Genomic DNA, 18,977 nt, shown 5'->3' with positions numbered 1-18,977 from the left:
AACTAAAAAAGTATCAATTTTGATACGCCCCAAACTGATATTTTTCTAAACTTTGGGGCGTGTAATCAAAATACAAGCTTCTTAGTGTGGCACTGGATATTTCACCGCATTTTTCTTCAACTTTTCTTCGATAATTTCGTCCAAATCAAACCCTAAATTATCAGCCATCATGTAGGAGTAAATGAGAACATCAGCCAATTCTTCTTTGATTCGTTCTTCTTGTTTGATGCCTTCTTCTGCTGTTTTCCATTGAAAAAGTTCTAACAATTCTGCTGCTTCTAAACAAATTGAGAGCGCCAAATCTTTTTCATTATGGTGGGGGCGCCAATTTCTTTCATCTCGAAATTGATTAATTTTTGCCATTGTATCCATCTGTTCCCCTGCTTTCTTATTCATTTGATGGCAACTGAAACCCATCGAACGTTTCGCCATCATAGTATTTTAATAACTGCTCTGTAGACAATAATGAGGAGGTTATTTCTTCCTCTTCAACAACTGCTTGATTCTCTTCTCTATACAACAAATAAGCCTGTAAAAGCTGTTGGTAGAGTTTTTTTCGTGAAGAGGCTTCCGCTGAAAGAAACGTTAATTCTTTTAAGTGTCCGCGATAGACAGGCAAATCATCAACGAATTCGATTGGTAATTCTACTACAGTTAACTGAAATTCTTCAAAGACTTCTTCGTACATCTGCCATTCCCTCTTTCTGTCGATATTGTTTTGGGGTCATGCCCATTTCTTCTTTAAAACGTTTATAAAAAAAGGCTTTGTCTTGATAGCCGATTCGTTCAACAATTGTTTGAATCGATAAATCTGTTTGCTTCAAGTAGTTTTTCGCCAATTGGATTCGGTAGGCTAAGACAATTTCCGTAAACGTTTTGTTTGTTTTTTCTTTTAAAAAATTCGATAAGTAATTCGGATGAAAATGAAATTTAGCGGCGACTTCTGCTAAAGTGACATGTGCAATCTGTTGCTCAATATACGCTAAAATCACCTCAACACGTTGATGATTCGACAAATAATTATCTTGCATCTTTAAAGCTTCTCTAGGCAGTTGACCTAGTTCCACCACTAGCAAAACAAAGGCAGCTTTGGTCACTTTATTATTAAAATAGGCCATTTTCACAATTTGTTTCAGTAATAATAGCGAATAGACGTGAACATCCGAATTTGGCTGGCTGGCAAAAACGAAATATCGAGGAATGTTTTCAAATTCACTGCTAGCAATTTCTGTAAAAAAACGATACATGACTGGTTCTTCCGCCAGCTGATTTAAGAGCGTATCAAGAAAATAGTGCTTTTTAAAATAAAATATAATCATAGACATTCCTTGCCCCTGATAGCTAACCGAGGTGGCCTCATTGACAATCATGACTTGGCCAGCCGAAAACGAACACCTTTGTTGATCCAAATAAGCATAGCCGTCTTGCTCTAAACAATAGAGCATCCGAATAAATCCTTTCGGAACGTCAATGGTTTCCGAAGATGCCAGCATAAAGCCCGCAATTTCTCGATGTGGATTTTCCTTAAATTGCGCTACTTCATTCTCAAGAGCATTGGTAGTGGTTAAATAACAATCTAAGGTCTCTAAAAACTGATAAAATGCTGCATATTGTTCTTCTTTGCTTGCCAATTAATCACCTCATAATCCAACACTTTTTACTTTACTCCCTCTATTTTTTTCTTTGGCGTTTCCTTCTATACTAGATACATGGTAACACGAAAAAAGAGATTCAACAGTTTTTAGGAGGAATTTTTTATGAAAATTAGTTTTATCGGTGCTGGAAATATGGCATCCGCTATTGCCAAAGGTGCGCTAAAAAAGCAATTTATTGCCGCAGAAAACCTTTATTTTTATGATATTCAAGTCGAAAAAACCGCCGCTTTTGCACAAGAAATTGGTGCACACGCGGTTGCTTCGCCTCAAGAAGCTATTACAGTAGCTGACTTAGTTATTTTAGCAGTGAAACCGCAATTCGTTCAAGCGGCTTTACTTGAAGCAAAAGAAGCAATTTTAGACAAGCAACCGTTAATTGTTTCCATTGCAGCAGGTACGACTATTGCAGAATTGTATCAACTGTTTGAGACTACCCAACCGCTTCGTCTTGTTCGTGTGATGCCCAATATGAATGCGTTGATTGGCGCGGGTGCAGCAGCTGTCTGTGGTAACGCTTTTGCATTCCCTGAAGACATCCAGACTGTTTTATCGTTGTTTCGAGCAGTTGGCCAAGCCTGGGAATTAGAGGAACAGTATTTTTCGATTTTTACTGCTATTGCAGGTAGCACTCCTGCGTATGCTTTCTTATTTATTGATTCGATTGCCCGAGCAGCCGTTAAAAATGGTATGAACAAAGAGTTGGCCTTAGAAATTGCCACACAAGCTGTACTAGGCAGCGCTCAAACTTTGGCAAATAGCACAGAGAATCCTTGGACTTTAATCGACCAAGTCAGTTCTCCTGGTGGAACCACGGTTGCTGGGATTGTCGAATTAGAAAACAATGCGTTTATTTCAACAGTCATCAAAGGGATTGAGGCCACCATCCTTCGGGATCAAGAATTAGCCAAACAAAACTAAGAGGAATAGTTACATGAGCGAGTAAATAAGAAAAAGCGCTGAAAATTCAGCGCTTTTTCTTATTTTAGTTGAATGAGTAAGCCAAAATGATCACTGACTATCGGTGTTTTCCTACCATCAAAAATTACTTCATATTTTCGTACGTGCCACTGTTTTGGAACAAATGCGTAGTCAATCCGCAAGGCTGCTTCATTTTCTTCCCAGCCATCTATTTTTTTCTCTACTGTCGCTTCACCGCTTGTCTCTTCCGCTACAACAAATGCATCTTGAATCGGCAAGTAACTATTTTCCACTAATTGATAGCCAGTTGTACCAGCTGGGTTGTTTAAATCGCCTAAAATGACTAACGGTTGTTGCCCCATCGCTAAGTATTTCTCTAGTTGTAGCCATTCATAGGCAAAACCTGTACAGGGTGTTTCCCACCAAGAAAAGTGACCAGAGACAACAGTAAGCGTACCTTTTGAACTCTCTGTCTCCGCTACTAAGATTTTTCTTGTTCGATAATTCGTTGGTTCTTGGCTTTCTGAAATAAGGAGAGCTTCACTAGTCAACGGACATTTCGAAAGTAGTGCGTTCCCTTCTTCATAAATAGCATAACCAATGTGGCTCATTTCCCAACTCCAATAATAGTGTTGGCCTTTTTCAGCTAGATATTGAACGATTAGATATGCAAAATTATCTTCATGGATTGGCGTTTGGGTCGCTATGGGACAAAAAGTAGTTAACTGTTCTAACGGCACTTTCTTGGAAGCGACTTTCTGATTCACTTCTTGTAAGGCAATTATTTCACTTTCAGAAGATAAAATCACCTTGGCAATCTCCTCTAATTTTTTTAATGGTTCTTCTTCTAACCAGCTATGAGTATTGATTGTTAAAAGATTCATCTTTTCCCCTTCTCTTACATGTTATTAGGTCGGGCACAATTATTGATTGTGCCCGACCTAATCATTTAAATTTCAATCTGTCCGATCACAGTTCCCGCAGTGGTGGTTCCTAGTTGATTAATAACTACTTGTTCCACTTTGTCGCTGTTTGTAAAGGCGACAATAATCGTTGTTTCTTTGCCAGCTTGTTCAATCACATCCAAATTCATTTTAGCTAGTTTCGTCCCAGCTTTCAATGATTGTCCTTCTTTAACAAAAGATTCAAAAGCAGGAGTTGCCATTTCGACTGTATCAATCCCCATATGGACAAGTACTTCGATGCCTTCTTCTGTTTGTAGCCCAATCGCATGTTTGCTTGGGAAAACACTTAGGACTTTCCCCGAAATTGGTGCCACCACCTCTCCTTCTAGCGGCTTAACTGCAAATCCATCCCCCATCATTTTTTGTGAAAAGACAGGATCATTGACTTGCGCCATTGGAATAACTTCCCCTGTCGCTACAGCCACGAAATCTTTTTTCTTACCTAAGAAATTCGTTGTTGGCACTCCTGCTGTACTTTCTGCTATAACTGGTTCTGGAATGTCAACGCCGGAAGCTAGTAAATCTTCAATATCGGATTTTAAAACATCAGCTTTTGGTCCATAAACGGCTTGAACGCCATTATCTTTCACAATCAAGCCCATTGCGCCTGCCCGTTTCCACGCCTCTTCCGAACCGACTTTTTCTCGATCCTTTACACTGACACGTAAGCGTGTCATACACGCATCAACTTCTTTGATATTTTGTTTACCACCAAGTAAGTAGACAATTTGCGCGATTTGCTGATCGACGACGCCTGAACCAGCCGCGCCAGATGCGATTTCTTCGCCGTTATCATTGTCGTAGTTTCCATTTCTTCCAGGTGTTGCGTAATTAAATTTTTTAATTAAGAAATTCGCTAAGAAATAAGTGACAACACCAAAAATGATGACCATTAAAACAAAATTGATTAAATCGCCACCTAAACCAGCTTTTATTGCTAGCGGTGTTCTTGTTAACAATTCAATATTTCCAAACGAATGCACACGCAATGGTAAAATATCAGCCATTGCAAAAGCAGCACCTTGGATCACCGCATAAATTACATAAAGCGGCACTGCAGCAAACATAAACATGAATTCTAGCGGCTCTGTCACACCAGTTAAGAAAACAGCTAAAGCAGCAGAAAAATACATTGATTTATATTTAGCTTTTTTATCTGCATCGACATTACGATACATCGCCAAAGCCATCCCCATTAAAATCCCTGAAGAACCAATCATTTGGCCTACTTTGAATCGAGCTGGTGTCCAATTTTCTAAGACAAACTGATACTTGCTCATATCACCAGCGCCTTTAAGATTCACTAAGTCTGTTGCCCAAGCCAACCATAAAGGATCTTGACCAAAGACTTGGGTTCCAGCTTGTGCGCCAGATAAAATTTCATACGTTCCACCTAATTGTGTATAGTTGATTGGAATCGTCAACATATGATGTAACCCAAAAGGTAATAACAAACGTTCCAACGTTCCATATAAGAATGGCGCTAAAATAGGTGCACTATCTTGAGATTGCGCAATCCATAACCCAAAATTATTAATTCCCGCTTGAATATTTGGCCAAATAAGTGCTAATGCAATTGAGACAATTGTTGACCACAAAATAACGACAAATGGGACAAACCGTTTACCATTAAAAAATGATAGCGCATCTGGTAATTTCCGATAATTGTAATACTTGTTGTAAGCCATCGCACCGACAAAACCAGCAATAATCCCTACAAAAACACCCATATTTAATGCCGGAGCTTCTAAGACACTTGTAAAGAATCCCTTCACCATAATCTTGGTGCCAAATAAGGTATGCGTGAAAGCTTGTTCATCAGCCAACATTTCATTTGTTACACCAAAAATGGCTCCAGTAATACGGTTGATTAAAACAAAAGAAATCCCCGCTGCAAATGCGCCACCTGCACGATCTTTGGCCCAACTGCCACCTATTGCTAACGCAAATAGTAAATGTAAGTTGCCAATAATTGCCCAACCGATACTCTCCAGAACTCCGCCTGTTGTTACTAACAAGCCTAAATTAGGATCGATTAAAGGAAGCGATTTCCCAATACTAATCATTAAACCCGCTGCGGGCATTACTGCCACAACGACCATTAAAGCTTTCCCGAATTTTTGCCAAAACTCAAAACTAAACATTTTTTTCATTCCTGCCACTCCTTACGCAATCGGTTTCGTTATGTTGCTATTATATACTCCTGTTTCCTTTTTGTAAATGCTTTAATTTCAAAAATATTGTGGAAAACAACTCCCTACTACTTAATCCTTTTTTATTTTGTCTTTTAATAAAGCAAATAAAGCTCCTTCTAACCTACCTTTGTTTCAGCTTTTATTCATAAGATTACACTTTTTAAGCATTGACTATTGACTAATGCAATCGGTTGCGTTTATGATAGACCTATCAATAAAATCACTGAGGGGGATTCTCATGAAACAAATCAAACGTTTATTCCAAATTGATCCTTGGAAAATCCGTACTACACACTTAGATAAAGAAAATTTACGTTTACAAGAATCATTAACAAGCATTGGCAACGGCTATATGGGGATGCGGGGAAATTTTGAAGAACACTATTCTGGCGACCACCATCAAGGAACCTATTTAGCAGGTGTTTGGTATCCAGACAAAACACGTGTTGGTTGGTGGAAAAATGGTTATCCTGAATATTTTGGTAAAGTGATTAACGCAATTAATTTCATCGCAATGGACTTACAAATTGATGGACAAACAATTGATTTAGCCACTACACCTTACGAAGATTTTTCTTTAGAATTAGACATGCAAAACGGGGTTCTTTCTCGGCAATTCACCATCCAAACACCGAAGAATAAAGTGCGCTTCTCTTTTGAACGTTTTTTAAGCTTAGAAAAAAAAGAGGCAGCTTACATCCACTTAACAATTGAAATGCTGGAAGGTACAGGCACAATCACTCTTCACTCAAAATTGGATGGCGATGTTCAAAATGAAGACAGCAATTATGAAGAACATTTTTGGGAAGAAAGAGCTATTGAAACACAAGAAACACTTGGCTTTGTTACGACTAAGACCATTCCTAACAACTTTGAAATAGAGCGTTTTACAGTGACTGCAGGCATGCGCCATTTCATCGATGGAGCCTCTGTTGTGCCTACATATACACAACAGCCCTTGGCTTTAACCGCAGAATTGACGGTGTCTTTAAACGAAGGCGAAACGACCGCTATCACAAAAGAAGTGCTTGTCGTTACCAGTCGTGATGTGCCAGAAACGCAACAAATCACACGAATAAACGAATTATTTGCAGAAATGACTACCTTGTACCCTGAAGCAAAAGCTGGGCAAGCTGCCGCTTGGGCAAAACGTTGGCAATTAGCTGATGTTGTTATTGAAGGAGATGATGAAGCCCAACAAGGCATTCGTTTTAATCTTTTCCAACTTTTCTCAACCTACTATGGCGAAGACGATCGTTTAAATATCGGACCAAAAGGCTTTACTGGTGAAAAATATGGCGGTGCCACATATTGGGATACTGAAGCATATGCTGTCCCACTTTACTTGGCGTTGGCTAAGCCCGAAGTTACTAAAAATCTACTGAAATATCGCCACAATCAATTGCCTCAAGCCATTCATAATGCCCAACAACAAGGGTTAAAGGGTGCCCTTTACCCAATGGTTACTTTTACTGGTGTCGAATGTCATAATGAGTGGGAAATCACTTTTGAAGAGATTCACAGAAATGGTGCGATTGCTTATGCGATTTATAATTATGTCAACTATACAGGAGATGAAGATTATCTAAAAGATGCTGGTCTAGAAGTACTTGTAGCAATCGCTCGTTTTTGGGCAGATCGGGTCCACTTCTCCCAACGTCATAAACAATATATGATTCATGGCGTAACGGGGCCAAATGAATATGAAAATAATATCAATAATAACTGGTATACCAATACCATCGCTGCGTGGGTTCTACGTTACACCCGTGAGTCTTATTTAAAATTCCAAGAAGAAACAACGCTCAAAATTGCAGACGACGAATTAGCTAAATGGGCAGACATTGTAGAAAATATGTACTTCCCAGTGGATAATGAATTAGGCATTTTTGTACAACATGACACTTTCTTAGATAAAGATTTAATGCCTGTTTCTGATTTACCACTTAGTGAGCTGCCTTTAAATCAACATTGGTCATGGGATAAAATTTTACGGTCTTGTTTCATTAAACAAGCCGATGTTCTTCAAGGAATTTATTTCTTCAATGACGCCTTTTCTTTAGAAGAAAAACGCCGGAACTTTAACTTTTACGAACCAATGACTGTCCATGAATCTTCTCTTTCACCAAGCATTCATGCTGTGTTAGCTGCTGAATTAGGCATGGAAGAAAAAGCAGTGGAAATGTATCAACGAACAGCGCGCCTTGACTTAGATAATTACAATAATGATACAGAAGATGGCTTACACATTACCTCAATGACTGGTAGTTGGCTAGCGATTGTGCAAGGTTTTGCCCAAATGAAAACGGACCATCAACAACTAAAATTTGCACCCTTTTTACCAGCGACATGGACAGCCTACTCATTCCACATTAATTATCGGAATCGTTTACTATTTGTTGAAGTTGCAGCAGACCAAGTGGCCTTCACTTTACTCGACGGCCCTGCAATTCCATTAACTGTTTACGATCAAAAATACACGTTAAAAGATCGATTAGTTTTACCGATTAGAAAGGAAGAAGTTCATGTTTAAAGGCGTTTTGTTTGATTTAGATGGCGTTATTACTGATACAGCAGAATTTCATTACCACGCTTGGAAAAAATTAGGGAACGAAATTGGAATTTCCATTGACCGTGTTTTCAACGAACAATTGAAAGGTGTAAGCCGTGAAGATTCTCTGCAGTTACTGTTAAAATACGGAAAAAAAGAAGGCACGTTTTCTTCTGAAGAATTTGCCCAGTTAGCGCAACGGAAAAACGATTATTACTTGGAAATGATCCAAGCAATTACGCCTGAAGATGTCTATCCAGGAATTCTTTCTTTATTAACGGAATTACGTGAAGCCAATATTAAAATCGCCTTGGCTTCTGCAAGTAAAAATGGGCCTTTCCTTTTAGAAAAAATGCAATTGACGCCCCTTTTTGATGCCATTGCTAATCCAGCAGACGTTCAGGCAGGCAAACCCGCTCCAGATATTTTCATTTTAGCTGCGAAAGAAATTGATTTGACACCAGCAGAATGTCTTGGCATTGAAGATGCCAAAGCTGGGATTCAAGCGATTCTTGCTAGTGGAGCGCAACCTGTTGGCGTTGGCCGCAAAGAAGAGTTAGGCGAAGGGTTGCCCATCGTGCCAGAGACGAGCGCTTTAACGTTTGATTACTTAAAAAAAGTGTGGCTTGATCATGAAGGATAATCGTATCACCGTAACCGATATTCCAAACACAAACTTAAAGAAAATTACTTTGAAGAACGACTTTTTAGAAGTCGTTCTTCTCAATTATGGCGCGCGCCTCCATCAACTTTTTATGCCAAACAAAAATAATCATTGGGAAAATATCCTTTTATCGTATGATTCGTATCAAGATGTATTAAAGGATCAAAGCTTTTTTGGCGCCACTGTTGGACCAGTTGCTGGACGTATTCGTAATGGCCATTGGCAAAATGGAATATTAGAACAAAATAGCGACGGTCATCATATCCATGGTGGCTCAAAGGGGTGGTCTTTTCAATATTGGACAGTCGAGCCCTTTGAAAAAAAAGATATCATTGGCGTTGCTTTTCATTTAACCGATACCATTTCTGGCTATCCTGGACCAATTGAGGCCACCATCACTTATCAGCTAGAGGATAATCATTTACGAATGATCAGTACTGGACGGAGTAAACAGGAAACACTTTTTAATCCTACAAACCACGCCTACTTTAATTTATCTGGCGATGGAAAGTTAGACATTCTGTCACATTTGCTATCTTTGAACTGTCAAGGTATGTTAGAATTAGACGATAATAAGCTGCCTACTGGACGGATTTTACCAGCTTCTGAACTATCCATACGTTTTAATGAACTGACACCTATCGAAACAATCCTCCAACGCTATCCAACCGGGTTAGATGATGTTTTCCCCTTAGTTGGCTCTGACTTAAGACAGCCACAATTATGCTTACAAGAACCTACTTCTGGAAGAAAAATGACGATAGCAACAACGAACCAAAGTATGGTATTATTTTCTACGACTGGTTTTGAGGCTCCATTTTCTATTAATGGACAAGCGATGCATTCAAACTATGGCTTAGCAATTGAACCACAAGAGTATCCAGACATTGTTCATCATCCTCAGTGGGGCTCTATTTTATTACCAGCTAATAAAAAGCAAACCTACCAAACGGTTTATCAATTTAACCTTCTATAATCACTAAGAAAGGCGTGGCAAAAATGGCAATTACAGTAAAAGATGTCGCTAAGAAAGCGGGGGTTGCAACCTCAACCGTTTCGCGTGTCATTAACGATCATCCAAGTATTTCTGAATCGACAAAAAAGAAAGTGCGAAAAGTCATGGATGACTTAGGCTATGTGCCAAATATGACGGCACGGAATTTGGGTAAACGAATTTCAAGTGCCATTGGCGTAATTTTACCTCCTTTAGATTCGAAAGAACGGTTAGGGAATCCATTTTATTTAGAAATTATGGAAGCCATCAACGAGGAAGCCCGTCTTTACGATATGACTACTGCTATTGCAACTGCCAAAAGTTTTGATGTACTATTGGAAAACGTTAAAAGAATGCATCTTCAAAAACAAGTGGACGGTTTTATTCTTGTGTATTCAGATAGTAAGGACCCCGTCATTGATTACTTATACGAAAACAACATTCCCTTTACTTTAATCGGTCAACCTTACCAACATGAAACGGAAATAGTTTACGTGGATAATGATAATCAATTATTAGGGAAACAAGCGACGGAATTTTTAATTGAAAACGGCCATAAAAATATTTTATTTGTGACCAATACAACGCATGAAAGTTTGTACTTTGAACGTTACTTTGGTTATCAAAAAGCAATGATGATGCAAGGATTAACTGTTTTACCAAGCGTTGCGTTAGAAAAACCTGAAGATTACATGGCTTTCGATGATATTCTTCATCAAAATAATGCCACGGCGTTGGTGGTGATTGATGATATCTTTGCTTTGCGGACGATGCAACTTGCGCAAATCTATGGTTATCAAGTTCCTGAAACGTTATCCATTATTAGTTTTAACAACTCAATCTTTTCAACATTGACACATCCTTATCTAACAAGTATTGACATCGACACGTCAGAATTAGGTCGAATGGCGATGAAAAAATTATATGAATTAATCCACGAAGAATTGACGAATGGTGTCCGTCTCGTTATTCCTCACAAATTAATTAAGCGTGAAACAGTTATTCCTATTCATTAAAAAAGAAGCGTAAGCAGTTTAACACTGCTTACGCTTCTTTCTATGTGTACGCTCTTATTCGTATGTATTACTTTTATAAAATAACTTTTTGCGAAATTTTTTTCCAAAACGTTTCTTCTTTTGCATCAAATTGAGCTGGTTCCCCGTCAGACAATTTTTCATTTAATAATGATAATTTTTCTTGATGTTTTGCATACTCATCTTTTTTTATTAGCTCTAAACGATACGCACGATCCAAGATCGACTCTCGATAGTTAACATTCATTTTCGTTGCCTTCGCCATTTCTTACATTCCTTCCCAAAATAAATTTTCATTTTTTCGTTAAATTCTTCTATAATTATAACAAAAATATCAGAAAAATAAATATGAAACAAACGATAATTGCGAAAATTTTGTTTTTTCATGCAATTATCGTTCGATTATTTAAGAAATTAAAATTATTAACCAATAATTAATCAATCAGCAAACGCATTAAATGAACATCTAAAAATTCACCTTGGTCTGTTTTGGCGCCCCGAGGCATAATTGCCTCTGTTTCAAACCCTAATTTTTTATAGACATGAATCGCTCGTTGATTACGATCCTGTACCGTTAATTCCAAGCGACGAATAACATGACTTTCATGCGCCCAGCGAATAAGTTCTTCCATCAGGATACTGCCCAGTCCATAGCCCCAGTACTGTTTTAAAATACTAATGCCGATTTCACCAATATGCTCCATCCGCTTTTTAGAAGAAGCAGACACAGATGCGGTCCCAATGATCGCTTCTCCCGCTAATGCCACCAATAAAACATTATTTGGCGATTCATAGAGTGTTGCTAGATTTTCAGCCAATTCTGTTGTCGTCATGGCCATTCCTCGCTCATCCATTACCAAATAGGGCGTTTCACTCCCAATTTTTGACATCACAGATAGTAATTGATCCGCATCAGTAGGCACTGCTTCTCGAATAGAAAATGTTTGTTCAGACATATTCGCGAGCCTCCCACGTTTTCAGAATCTCTGCTATTCTTTCTTCTGCCAATGGACCAGTTCCGCGGAATTCAAGAACTCTCTTGTCAGCTTCTTGAGAATCTATATTTAAAATAATTTCTAAATAATCTTCTGGCAATTCTTCTTCAATCAAGCTGCCCCATTCTACAACGGATAGCCCATCTCCTTCAAAATACTCATCTAACCCTAATTCATCCGCACCCTCTTCAACACGGTAAACATCCATATGGTATAACGGAAGTCGTCCTTGTGGATATTCGCGGATAATCGTATAGGTGGGACTTTTAATCATTTGGGAAATGCCTAATCCTAAAGCAATCCCTTTCGTCATTGTCGTCTTACCGGCCCCTAAATCACCAGTCAGGACAATTACATCACCAGCTTGTGCCTTTTGTCCAATGATTTTAGCAATTGCTTCTGTTTCCAATGGATTGTTCAGGACAATATTCATTTTTTTGCCTCCCATCTGCAAGAATCTATGTATGAAAGTATACCGAAAATTCAATAAGTTGACTAGTGGCAGCTTCAAAAAAATAAAGTTGAGGCCCAAGTGTCTTGGGAACCTCAACTTCTACTTTGCTTATTTATCATGCTTTGACATAGTTAATTAGTCGTTCATTAATGTTTGAGCAGCTGTAATGATTGATAATTTATAAACATCTTCTTCGTTTGCACCACGTGATAAATCAGAAACTGGTTTGTTCAATCCTTGTAAGATTGGGCCAATTGCTTCAAAGTTACCTAAACGTTGAGCAATTTTGTAGCCAATATTTCCTGATTGTAAATCTGGGAATACAAAGACTGTTGCTTCTCCAGCAACTTTTGAGTTAGGCGCTTTTAATTGTGCGACAGAAGATACATAAGAAGCATCAAATTGTAATTCACCATCAATCGCATATTCAGGTGCTAATTCTTGCGCAATTTTTGTAGCTTCAGCAACTTTTGTTACTTCTGGTGCTTTTGCAGAACCTTTTGTTGAAAAACTTAACAATGAAACTTTTGGTTCAATGTCAAATAATTCAGCTGTTTTGGCACTATCAACAGCAATTTCAGCTAATTCTTGTGCAGTTGGGTTCACGTTAATCGCGCAGTCTGAGAATAAATATCTTTCTTGGTCACGACCACGAATCATTAAGAAAGCACCACTTGTACGGCTCACGCCTGGTTTTGTTTTAATGATTTGTAACGCAGGGCGAACTGTATCACCTGTTGAGTGGATAGCACCACTAACCATACCATCAGCAATACCCATGTAAGTTAACATAGTACCGAAATAGTTGACATCTTTTAAGATTTTTTCAGCATCTTCTTTAGTAGCTTTTCCATTACGGCGTTCAACAAATGCTTCGACCATTTCATCCCATTTTTCATAATCATTTGGATTGATAATAATAAAGTTTGATGTGTTGATTCCACGAGCCATAGCAGCATTTGCGATATCTGTTGGATCACCAATTAAGATTGGTTCTACTAATTCATCAGATTTTAAGCGGGCAGCAGCACCTAAGATTCTAGGATCTGTTGCTTCAGGGAAAACAATTTTGATATTACGGCGTACGACTTTAAATTTTAAGCTATCGAATAATTCCACGATAAACCCTCCAGTTTTATATTTACAAAATCCATCATACACTATTCTCAATGAAAATAACAGTTTTTTCTAGCTGTATTAGTCAAAAAAACCAATAATCCGATAAACTTTTCACAAACTAACTCTTCTACACTATAACAGATTGTGCTGTTACATTACACTGTTTCAGGAAGTTGCCAATCAATCGGCGTTTCCCCTAAACGTTCTAGAGCGGCATTCGCTTGAGAAAACGGACGTGAGCCAAAAAAACCACGATGCGCTGACAATGGACTTGGATGTGGCGATTTGATAATCACATGCCGAGTCATATCAATCATTTTAATTTTTTCTTGAGCTGGACGTCCCCATAAAATGAAAACAACGGGTTTTTCACGCTCATTCAACTTTTCGATAATGACATCTGTCAGTTGCTCCCACCCTTTACCTCGATGGGAATAGGCTTGACCTGCCCGAACGGTCAACACAGTATTTAATAACAACACGCCTTGTTTAGCCCAGCTTTCTAAAAAGCCATGGTTGACGGGTTGGTACCCTAAATCAGCTTGTAATTCTTTGTAAATATTCACAAGAGATGGCGGCACTTTCACACCTGGCTGGACAGAGAAACTTAATCCGTGTGCTTGATTGGGTCCATGATATGGGTCTTGTCCCAAAATTACTACTTTTACTTCTTCAAAAGGGGTTAGTTCTAACGCTGAAAATAAATGATACATATCTGGATAAATCGTTTGTGTCTGATATTCTTTTTTCAAAAATTCCCGCAATTCTTGATAATATGGTTTTTCAAATTCAGCAGATAAAACGGTTTGCCAACTATTGTGAATAATTTCTTTCATAATGCTCACTCCTTCGCTCTCTAAGCATAACGAATTTCTCCAAACCTGACAAGAAATTTCTGGGTACTTTCTCTTGGAAAAACGTGGTAAACTATAGGTAAGCTTTAAATAGATAATGAGGTGTAGAGAATCGATGATTAAATTAATTGCTTCAGATATGGATGGAACACTTTTAGATGCAAAAATGAGCATCACAAATGATAACGCTTCAGCAATTCGCGAAGCGGAACGTTTAGGAATCGAATTTATGGTTGCTACTGGCCGCGCATATACCGAAGCGAAACCCGCGTTAGAAGAAGCTGGAATTGACTGCGCTATGATTACTTTAAACGGCGCCCAAGTGTTCGACAAAGATGGACACTCACTTTTCACGGCTGGGATCGAAAAAGAAACAGTAACAGAAGTACTAACTATTTTGAGTCAACACAATGTTTACTATGAAATCTCTACAAATAAAGGTATTTTTTCTGAACATCAAGAAAAAAGAATTGAAAACTTTGCCGCTCATATTGCAGAATCCATGCCCCATTTAACTTATAAAGTGGCGATTGCCATGGCTTCAGCACACCTATCTTTATTGCATATTACCTATGTTGATCGTTTAGACGACATTTTAAAAGATGATTCGATTGAAGTCCTTAAAATTATTGGCTTCAGTATGGATGGGCCGAAAGTATTAGGCCCTGCTGGGATGGAAGTAGAAGAACTAGATGATTTGGTTGTTACCTCTTCTGCGCTTAATAATATTGAAATTAACCACCGCCTAGCACAAAAAGGGATTGCAGTTGCGCGCGTCGCTAAAGAACGTGGGATTCCCGCTGAACAAGTCATGACTATTGGTGATAATTTAAATGACGTCAGCATGATTCAATGGGCTGGGGTAAGTTTTGCAATGGGCAATGCCGAACTGGAATTAAAAGAATACGCTAAATATGAAACAGCCACTAATTTAGAAAATGGTGTTGGCGAAGCCATCCTGCGTGCAATAAGAGAAGATTTGTAATAAGCACTACCAGTTACAGCACTCATTTATATATAGAAAGGAGATCGTGTCGTGTCTGAATTTTTTATTCAAGAACAACAGTTAGGAAAAGTTACGCGAACCATCGTGAAAGACCAAGCAGGCCGTTCACTTTTTCTATTGGTGGGGCGCTGGGGCACACGAGGAGATGCGCTTTCTTTATATGCAATGAACGGAGAAATTTTAGCCAGTATTAAACAAGTTTCTTGGACTTTTGGCACACGATTTGAGTTATATCAGCGTTTTGAAAAAGTGGGTACTCTACGGAAACTGTTCAATTTGAATGCTGATTTCTATTATGTTCAAGGCCTTCACTGGGCAGTTGTTGGGGATATCAAAGCGCACCAATATTCAATTTATCAAGTCCATAAAAAAATCATGTCAATGGATAAAACCATGCTTTGTACAGGCGACTATTTTGTTTTAACTGTTGCCAATGATAAGGACGCACCGTTGTGCATCTGCATAGCAGCTGTCCTTGACTACTGGTTATATAATAAGAAAAAACAAAAAACTTCCGATGATTTTGGATTAGATTTTGATCCTTTAACGGATTAATGAAAAATAACGAAGCTAAAGTGATTGACTTTAGCTTCGTTATTTTTACACTTCTTTTTGCATATGATTGTACAAGTGACCACTAATAGTCATTGTTGTGACATCTTTAAAGCCTTTACTTGCGTATAACTTTCTCGCCCCTGGATTGTCAAAATCAACATTTAGACCCAAGGCTTGCTTCCCGCTAGCTTTGGCTACTTCAGGTAAAGCATCTAATAACTTAGAACCAATTCCCATTCCACGGAAACGTTCATCCACAGAGATCGTGTCTAAATACCATTCATTAGGCAAGGTTTCTTCTTCAATAAATAGCCGAACATCTTCTGCTAAGCCATGTTTTTTAAAGACTTCTCTTAAAGGTTCATCAATAATCTTTTCATCTTCTGCAGGATAGCCGACAGCAATCCCTGCAACTTCACCTGCATGTTCATAAACTAAAATTCGTTGATAGCCATAGCGATAGGTTGGATACGCCGTTGCCTCTGCTAACAGGTCAATCATTTGTTCTTCTGAGACTTCTTCTAAAATTGGTAACTCCATATCTTTTAAAATAACTAAGACCAGCCGAGCAATCGCTTGACCGTCTTCTTTTGTTGCCGAGCGAATCATTGTAATTCTCCTTTACATTTAACTAAAAAAGAACTGGCTACTATCATTACTGACTTAGCCAATTCCTTTTATCTTGTCTTTAGTATAACAAATTTATTATTGAATTTCTACTGTAACCTGACGTCGTCCCCAAAGACGGCATTGGTCTACTGAATCAAAATGAACATCAATAATATTTCCTTGAATAGCGCCACCTGTATCTCCAGCAATAGCAAAGCCATAACCAGAGACTTTCACTAATGAACCTAGAGGAATTACACTTGGATCGACTGCAACTACATTGCTTTCTTTACTTAAGTCAATACCAGTAGCACTTAGATTACTTGCACCAGCTTCGCGCCAAGAATAAGCAGTTGATTCCATCTGAAGCACACGACCAGAGCCAGTTCCTGGTGTTGATGATTCGCCTGTCGATGATTCTGGCGTTGATGACGATTCGGATGAACTAGCTGAACTTGAAGATTCAGTGCTACTGCTTTCCGTACTTGTAGAAGAGCTTGATGCTTGACTGCTTGACTCTTCAGCAGCTTCGGCTTCTAGTTTAGCCGCCGCATCTGCTTGCGCTTGTTTGTCGGCAGCTGCTTGTTTCTTCGCTGCTTCTGCTTTGGCAGTTTCTGCCGCACGTTTTTTCTGTGCCTCATCTGCTGCTTTTTCGCTGACTAAGCGTTGTTGCTCTTTTTGTTTGTCTGTCGAAATTTGAGCCAATAATTCTTCATTATTCGCCATTTTTTCTTTTAACTCAGAGACTTTATTATTCATTGAAGAAGCTTCAACTTGTAATTTCTCTTCATTTTGTTTTAAAGTTGTTTGCGTATTTTCAACTTTTTCTTGTAATGCAGCTAACTTTTCTTTTTCGCTAGTTAAGCTTTCAATCTTTTCCCGTTCAAAGTTTTGTAAAACGGTCATGGCGTAGGCCCGATTAAAGAAATCTGATAAATTTTCTGCATCTAATAAGGCTTGCCAAGTACGTTGGTCGCCATTTAATTGAATATCCTTCATACGATCGCCAACAGCTTCTTTACGACGAGAAATATTTTTTTCTGTTTTTTCTATTTCCTCTTTCGAAGTTTTCAACGTATCTTCCGCTTTTGAAATTTGCGTTTTTAAACGTTCGATTTCCGCATATTTAGCATTTACATCGTCTAAGGCTGAATTGATTTCTTTACTAATTAACTCCCCAGATTGTTTCGCTTGCGCTTCTTTTTCTTGCAACGAATCAAGTGATTCTGCTGCCGCAGCGACTGGAAGTCCAAAATTGATAAGCATCATTGTTGTTAAAAATGGTATCAACTTTTTAACCTTCACTAAATCCAACACCTTTCCTAACTTATCTAAAACACCTACTCATTATACTAGTCAGGAGGGCTTGTTTTATTTCAATTGCGTTACAATTTGTTACAATTTAAATGCAACTCTTTTTTTATCCTGCGTTTATTCATTAGTCCATTTCTATCTCAATTCTTTAAGAATTTCTTAAGACGCCTTAAAAACTAGCTTTTGACGATTTTTCTTTTTTTCATCCCATTAGACCATTGATTGAAATATTTTGTAATATTTTTTGTTAATTATTGGCCCTTTTTCTTCAAATCTTCTAAGAGATGCCGAACTTCTTTGGAATTTTTAATGTTTTTTAAAGTTAGTTTTGGGTAATTGTTAATAAAACGACGTTGTTGGAAATTTAACCGATTTTGGAAATGCTCTTTTTTGGTTCGTTCTTTTAACTTCTGCCAATCAGCTGTAGCGATTTCCATTTTTGTGTTCAACCGTTGCTTAAATTCTTGTTGGTTCGTTTCCAACGTTTGGCCCATCTCGGTAATAAGTTTTTTGAAACCTTGCATGTTCAGCAACGTATAAATTAAGTCAAGCCCCATTACAATCACTATGCAAAGGGCTAAGTAGTTGCCAAAGGTTGCTTGTAAAAAGCTGACAACTTTGGCGATTTCTGGTTGAATAACTTTGACAATCAAGACACAACCCAATCCCCAAAAAAGAGAAACTGGTAAAGCCACGCGACCGTTTAAATTAAAAGGTACATCATGATAATCCCACCAAGAGGCATGGAACAGTTTTTCCAAGCCATAACTAGTGACATATTCTAAAATTGTCACTAAAACAGCCGATCCGACATACAATACCAAGAGATTGTTTTCAAAGGGTTCCACAAAATAGAGAACGCTTAAGACCCCAAATCCATAAATAGGACAATAGGGCCCTACCAAAAATCCTCGATAAACAAATTTTTTGGCTTTTAATGAACAATACACCGTTTCCCATAACCAGCCGATAAAGGAATAAATAAAAAATAACAAAATAATCTGACTCATTTTTTCCACGTTTCTGTCACACTCCACTTCTTTGCTCTTTTCTTCTATTTTAACAGAAGTTGAGAAAATGTAGCGAACAACTTTC

20 protein-coding genes are annotated in these 18,977 nt (G+C 38.2%); 7 read left to right on the top strand and 13 right to left on the bottom strand.

Annotated elements, in window-relative coordinates; translation table 11 throughout:
* Nucleotides 1–81: 81 nt before the first annotated feature.
* From IGK82_RS03505 to IGK82_RS03495, 3 genes are read right to left on the bottom strand one after another with little or no spacing between them, the layout of a single operon-like run.
* A complete protein-coding gene (locus IGK82_RS03505) occupies nucleotides 82–396 on the bottom strand; it encodes a nucleotide pyrophosphohydrolase (protein ID WP_002363321.1) in 315 nt (104 codons plus the stop codon).
* Entirely contained in the window at nucleotides 389–688 is a 300-nt protein-coding gene (locus tag IGK82_RS03500) for a hypothetical protein (protein ID WP_002358867.1), read from the bottom strand. Before IGK82_RS03500 ends, IGK82_RS03505 begins: the two co-directional genes overlap by 8 nt.
* Nucleotides 669–1,631, bottom strand: a complete 963-nt coding sequence (locus tag IGK82_RS03495) for a helix-turn-helix domain-containing protein (protein ID WP_002376144.1) — start codon at nucleotides 1,629–1,631, stop codon at nucleotides 669–671. The genes IGK82_RS03500 and IGK82_RS03495 overlap by 20 nt, the downstream gene beginning before the upstream one ends.
* Nucleotides 1,632–1,757: 126 nt before the next feature.
* On the opposite strand from IGK82_RS03495, the gene proC reads away from it, so the two are divergent.
* Nucleotides 1,758–2,573, top strand: coding sequence for a pyrroline-5-carboxylate reductase (gene proC, locus IGK82_RS03490; RefSeq protein WP_016622776.1), 816 nt, complete (start codon nucleotides 1,758–1,760; stop codon nucleotides 2,571–2,573).
* A 59-nt stretch (nucleotides 2,574–2,632) separates the two neighbouring features.
* On the opposite strand, the gene mapP is transcribed toward proC, so the two are convergent.
* Both mapP and IGK82_RS03480 read right to left on the bottom strand, forming a co-directional pair.
* Complete coding sequence (gene mapP / locus IGK82_RS03485) at nucleotides 2,633–3,457, bottom strand: maltose 6'-phosphate phosphatase (protein WP_002358863.1); 825 nt, start codon at nucleotides 3,455–3,457, stop codon at nucleotides 2,633–2,635.
* Between the two features lie 65 nt (nucleotides 3,458–3,522).
* Complete coding sequence (locus tag IGK82_RS03480) at nucleotides 3,523–5,691, bottom strand: PTS transporter subunit IIBC (RefSeq protein ID WP_002368190.1); 2,169 nt, start codon at nucleotides 5,689–5,691, stop codon at nucleotides 3,523–3,525.
* 280 nt (nucleotides 5,692–5,971) lie between these two features.
* Between IGK82_RS03480 and IGK82_RS03475 the strand changes: the two genes are divergently transcribed.
* The 4 genes from IGK82_RS03475 to bopD are packed head-to-tail and all read left to right on the top strand — an operon-like array spanning nucleotide 5,972 to nucleotide 10,958.
* Nucleotides 5,972–8,266, top strand: coding sequence for a glycoside hydrolase family 65 protein (locus IGK82_RS03475; protein ID WP_025194186.1), 2,295 nt, complete (start codon nucleotides 5,972–5,974; stop codon nucleotides 8,264–8,266).
* Nucleotides 8,259–8,927 carry a beta-phosphoglucomutase gene (gene pgmB, locus IGK82_RS03470; RefSeq protein WP_002355844.1) on the top strand — a complete coding sequence of 223 codons (669 nt, stop codon included), beginning with the start codon at nucleotides 8,259–8,261 and terminating at the stop codon, nucleotides 8,925–8,927. The genes IGK82_RS03475 and pgmB overlap by 8 nt, the downstream gene beginning before the upstream one ends.
* Nucleotides 8,917–9,924, top strand: coding sequence for an aldose epimerase family protein (locus IGK82_RS03465; protein WP_016622778.1), 1,008 nt, complete (start codon nucleotides 8,917–8,919; stop codon nucleotides 9,922–9,924). Before pgmB ends, IGK82_RS03465 begins: the two co-directional genes overlap by 11 nt.
* Before the next feature lie 23 nt (nucleotides 9,925–9,947).
* Complete coding sequence (gene bopD / locus IGK82_RS03460) at nucleotides 9,948–10,958, top strand: LacI family transcriptional regulator BopD (protein ID WP_002358859.1); 1,011 nt, start codon at nucleotides 9,948–9,950, stop codon at nucleotides 10,956–10,958.
* A 73-nt stretch (nucleotides 10,959–11,031) separates the two neighbouring features.
* Here bopD and IGK82_RS03455 read toward each other — a convergent pair whose 3' ends face one another.
* The 5 genes from IGK82_RS03455 to IGK82_RS03435 form a co-directional block, all read right to left on the bottom strand.
* Nucleotides 11,032–11,241, bottom strand: coding sequence for a hypothetical protein (locus IGK82_RS03455; RefSeq protein ID WP_002355840.1), 210 nt, complete (start codon nucleotides 11,239–11,241; stop codon nucleotides 11,032–11,034).
* Nucleotides 11,242–11,410: 169 nt separating this feature from the next.
* Nucleotides 11,411–11,932 (bottom strand): GNAT family N-acetyltransferase, encoded by a 522-nt coding sequence (locus tag IGK82_RS03450; protein ID WP_016622779.1) that lies wholly within the window; start codon nucleotides 11,930–11,932, stop codon nucleotides 11,411–11,413.
* The gene (gene tsaE / locus IGK82_RS03445) at nucleotides 11,925–12,419 is read right to left on the bottom strand and encodes a tRNA (adenosine(37)-N6)-threonylcarbamoyltransferase complex ATPase subunit type 1 TsaE (protein ID WP_016622780.1); all 495 of its coding nucleotides are present in this window, start codon (nucleotides 12,417–12,419) and stop codon (nucleotides 11,925–11,927) included. Before tsaE ends, IGK82_RS03450 begins: the two co-directional genes overlap by 8 nt.
* A 141-nt stretch (nucleotides 12,420–12,560) precedes the next feature.
* Nucleotides 12,561–13,544 (bottom strand): phosphate acetyltransferase, encoded by a 984-nt coding sequence (pta, locus tag IGK82_RS03440; protein ID WP_002355836.1) that lies wholly within the window; start codon nucleotides 13,542–13,544, stop codon nucleotides 12,561–12,563.
* A 155-nt stretch (nucleotides 13,545–13,699) separates the two neighbouring features.
* Complete coding sequence (locus IGK82_RS03435) at nucleotides 13,700–14,380, bottom strand: uracil-DNA glycosylase (protein WP_016622781.1); 681 nt, start codon at nucleotides 14,378–14,380, stop codon at nucleotides 13,700–13,702.
* Between the two features lie 133 nt (nucleotides 14,381–14,513).
* Here IGK82_RS03435 and IGK82_RS03430 point away from each other — a divergent pair, with 133 nt between their 5' ends.
* Together IGK82_RS03430 and IGK82_RS03425 are read left to right on the top strand one after the other, a co-directional pair.
* Complete coding sequence (locus IGK82_RS03430; protein WP_002383369.1) at nucleotides 14,514–15,383, top strand: Cof-type HAD-IIB family hydrolase; 870 nt, start codon at nucleotides 14,514–14,516, stop codon at nucleotides 15,381–15,383.
* 51 nt (nucleotides 15,384–15,434) lie between these two features.
* On the top strand, nucleotides 15,435–15,959 hold the full coding sequence (locus IGK82_RS03425; protein ID WP_016622782.1) for an LURP-one-related/scramblase family protein: 525 nt from the start codon (nucleotides 15,435–15,437) through the stop codon (nucleotides 15,957–15,959).
* A 45-nt stretch (nucleotides 15,960–16,004) separates the two neighbouring features.
* Here IGK82_RS03425 and IGK82_RS03420 read toward each other — a convergent pair whose 3' ends face one another.
* The 3 genes from IGK82_RS03420 to IGK82_RS03410 all read right to left on the bottom strand — a co-directional run bounded on the left by IGK82_RS03420 (nucleotide 16,005) and on the right by IGK82_RS03410 (nucleotide 18,901).
* Nucleotides 16,005–16,568 (bottom strand): GNAT family N-acetyltransferase, encoded by a 564-nt coding sequence (locus IGK82_RS03420; RefSeq protein ID WP_002355832.1) that lies wholly within the window; start codon nucleotides 16,566–16,568, stop codon nucleotides 16,005–16,007.
* Between the two features lie 96 nt (nucleotides 16,569–16,664).
* Complete coding sequence (locus IGK82_RS03415) at nucleotides 16,665–17,885, bottom strand: 3D domain-containing protein (RefSeq protein ID WP_016622783.1); 1,221 nt, start codon at nucleotides 17,883–17,885, stop codon at nucleotides 16,665–16,667.
* 248 nt (nucleotides 17,886–18,133) lie between these two features.
* Complete coding sequence (locus tag IGK82_RS03410) at nucleotides 18,134–18,901, bottom strand: putative ABC transporter permease (protein WP_002385066.1); 768 nt, start codon at nucleotides 18,899–18,901, stop codon at nucleotides 18,134–18,136.
* Nucleotides 18,902–18,977: the final 76 nt, after the last annotated feature.

Origin of the sequence: Enterococcus sp. AZ197, assembly GCF_050556405.1 — a bacterium.
Lineage (GTDB): Bacteria > Bacillota > Bacilli > Lactobacillales > Enterococcaceae > Enterococcus > Enterococcus faecalis.
The sequence above is the reverse complement of the archived record's forward strand: the minus strand, read 5'-3'. Positions and strand labels throughout refer to the sequence as shown.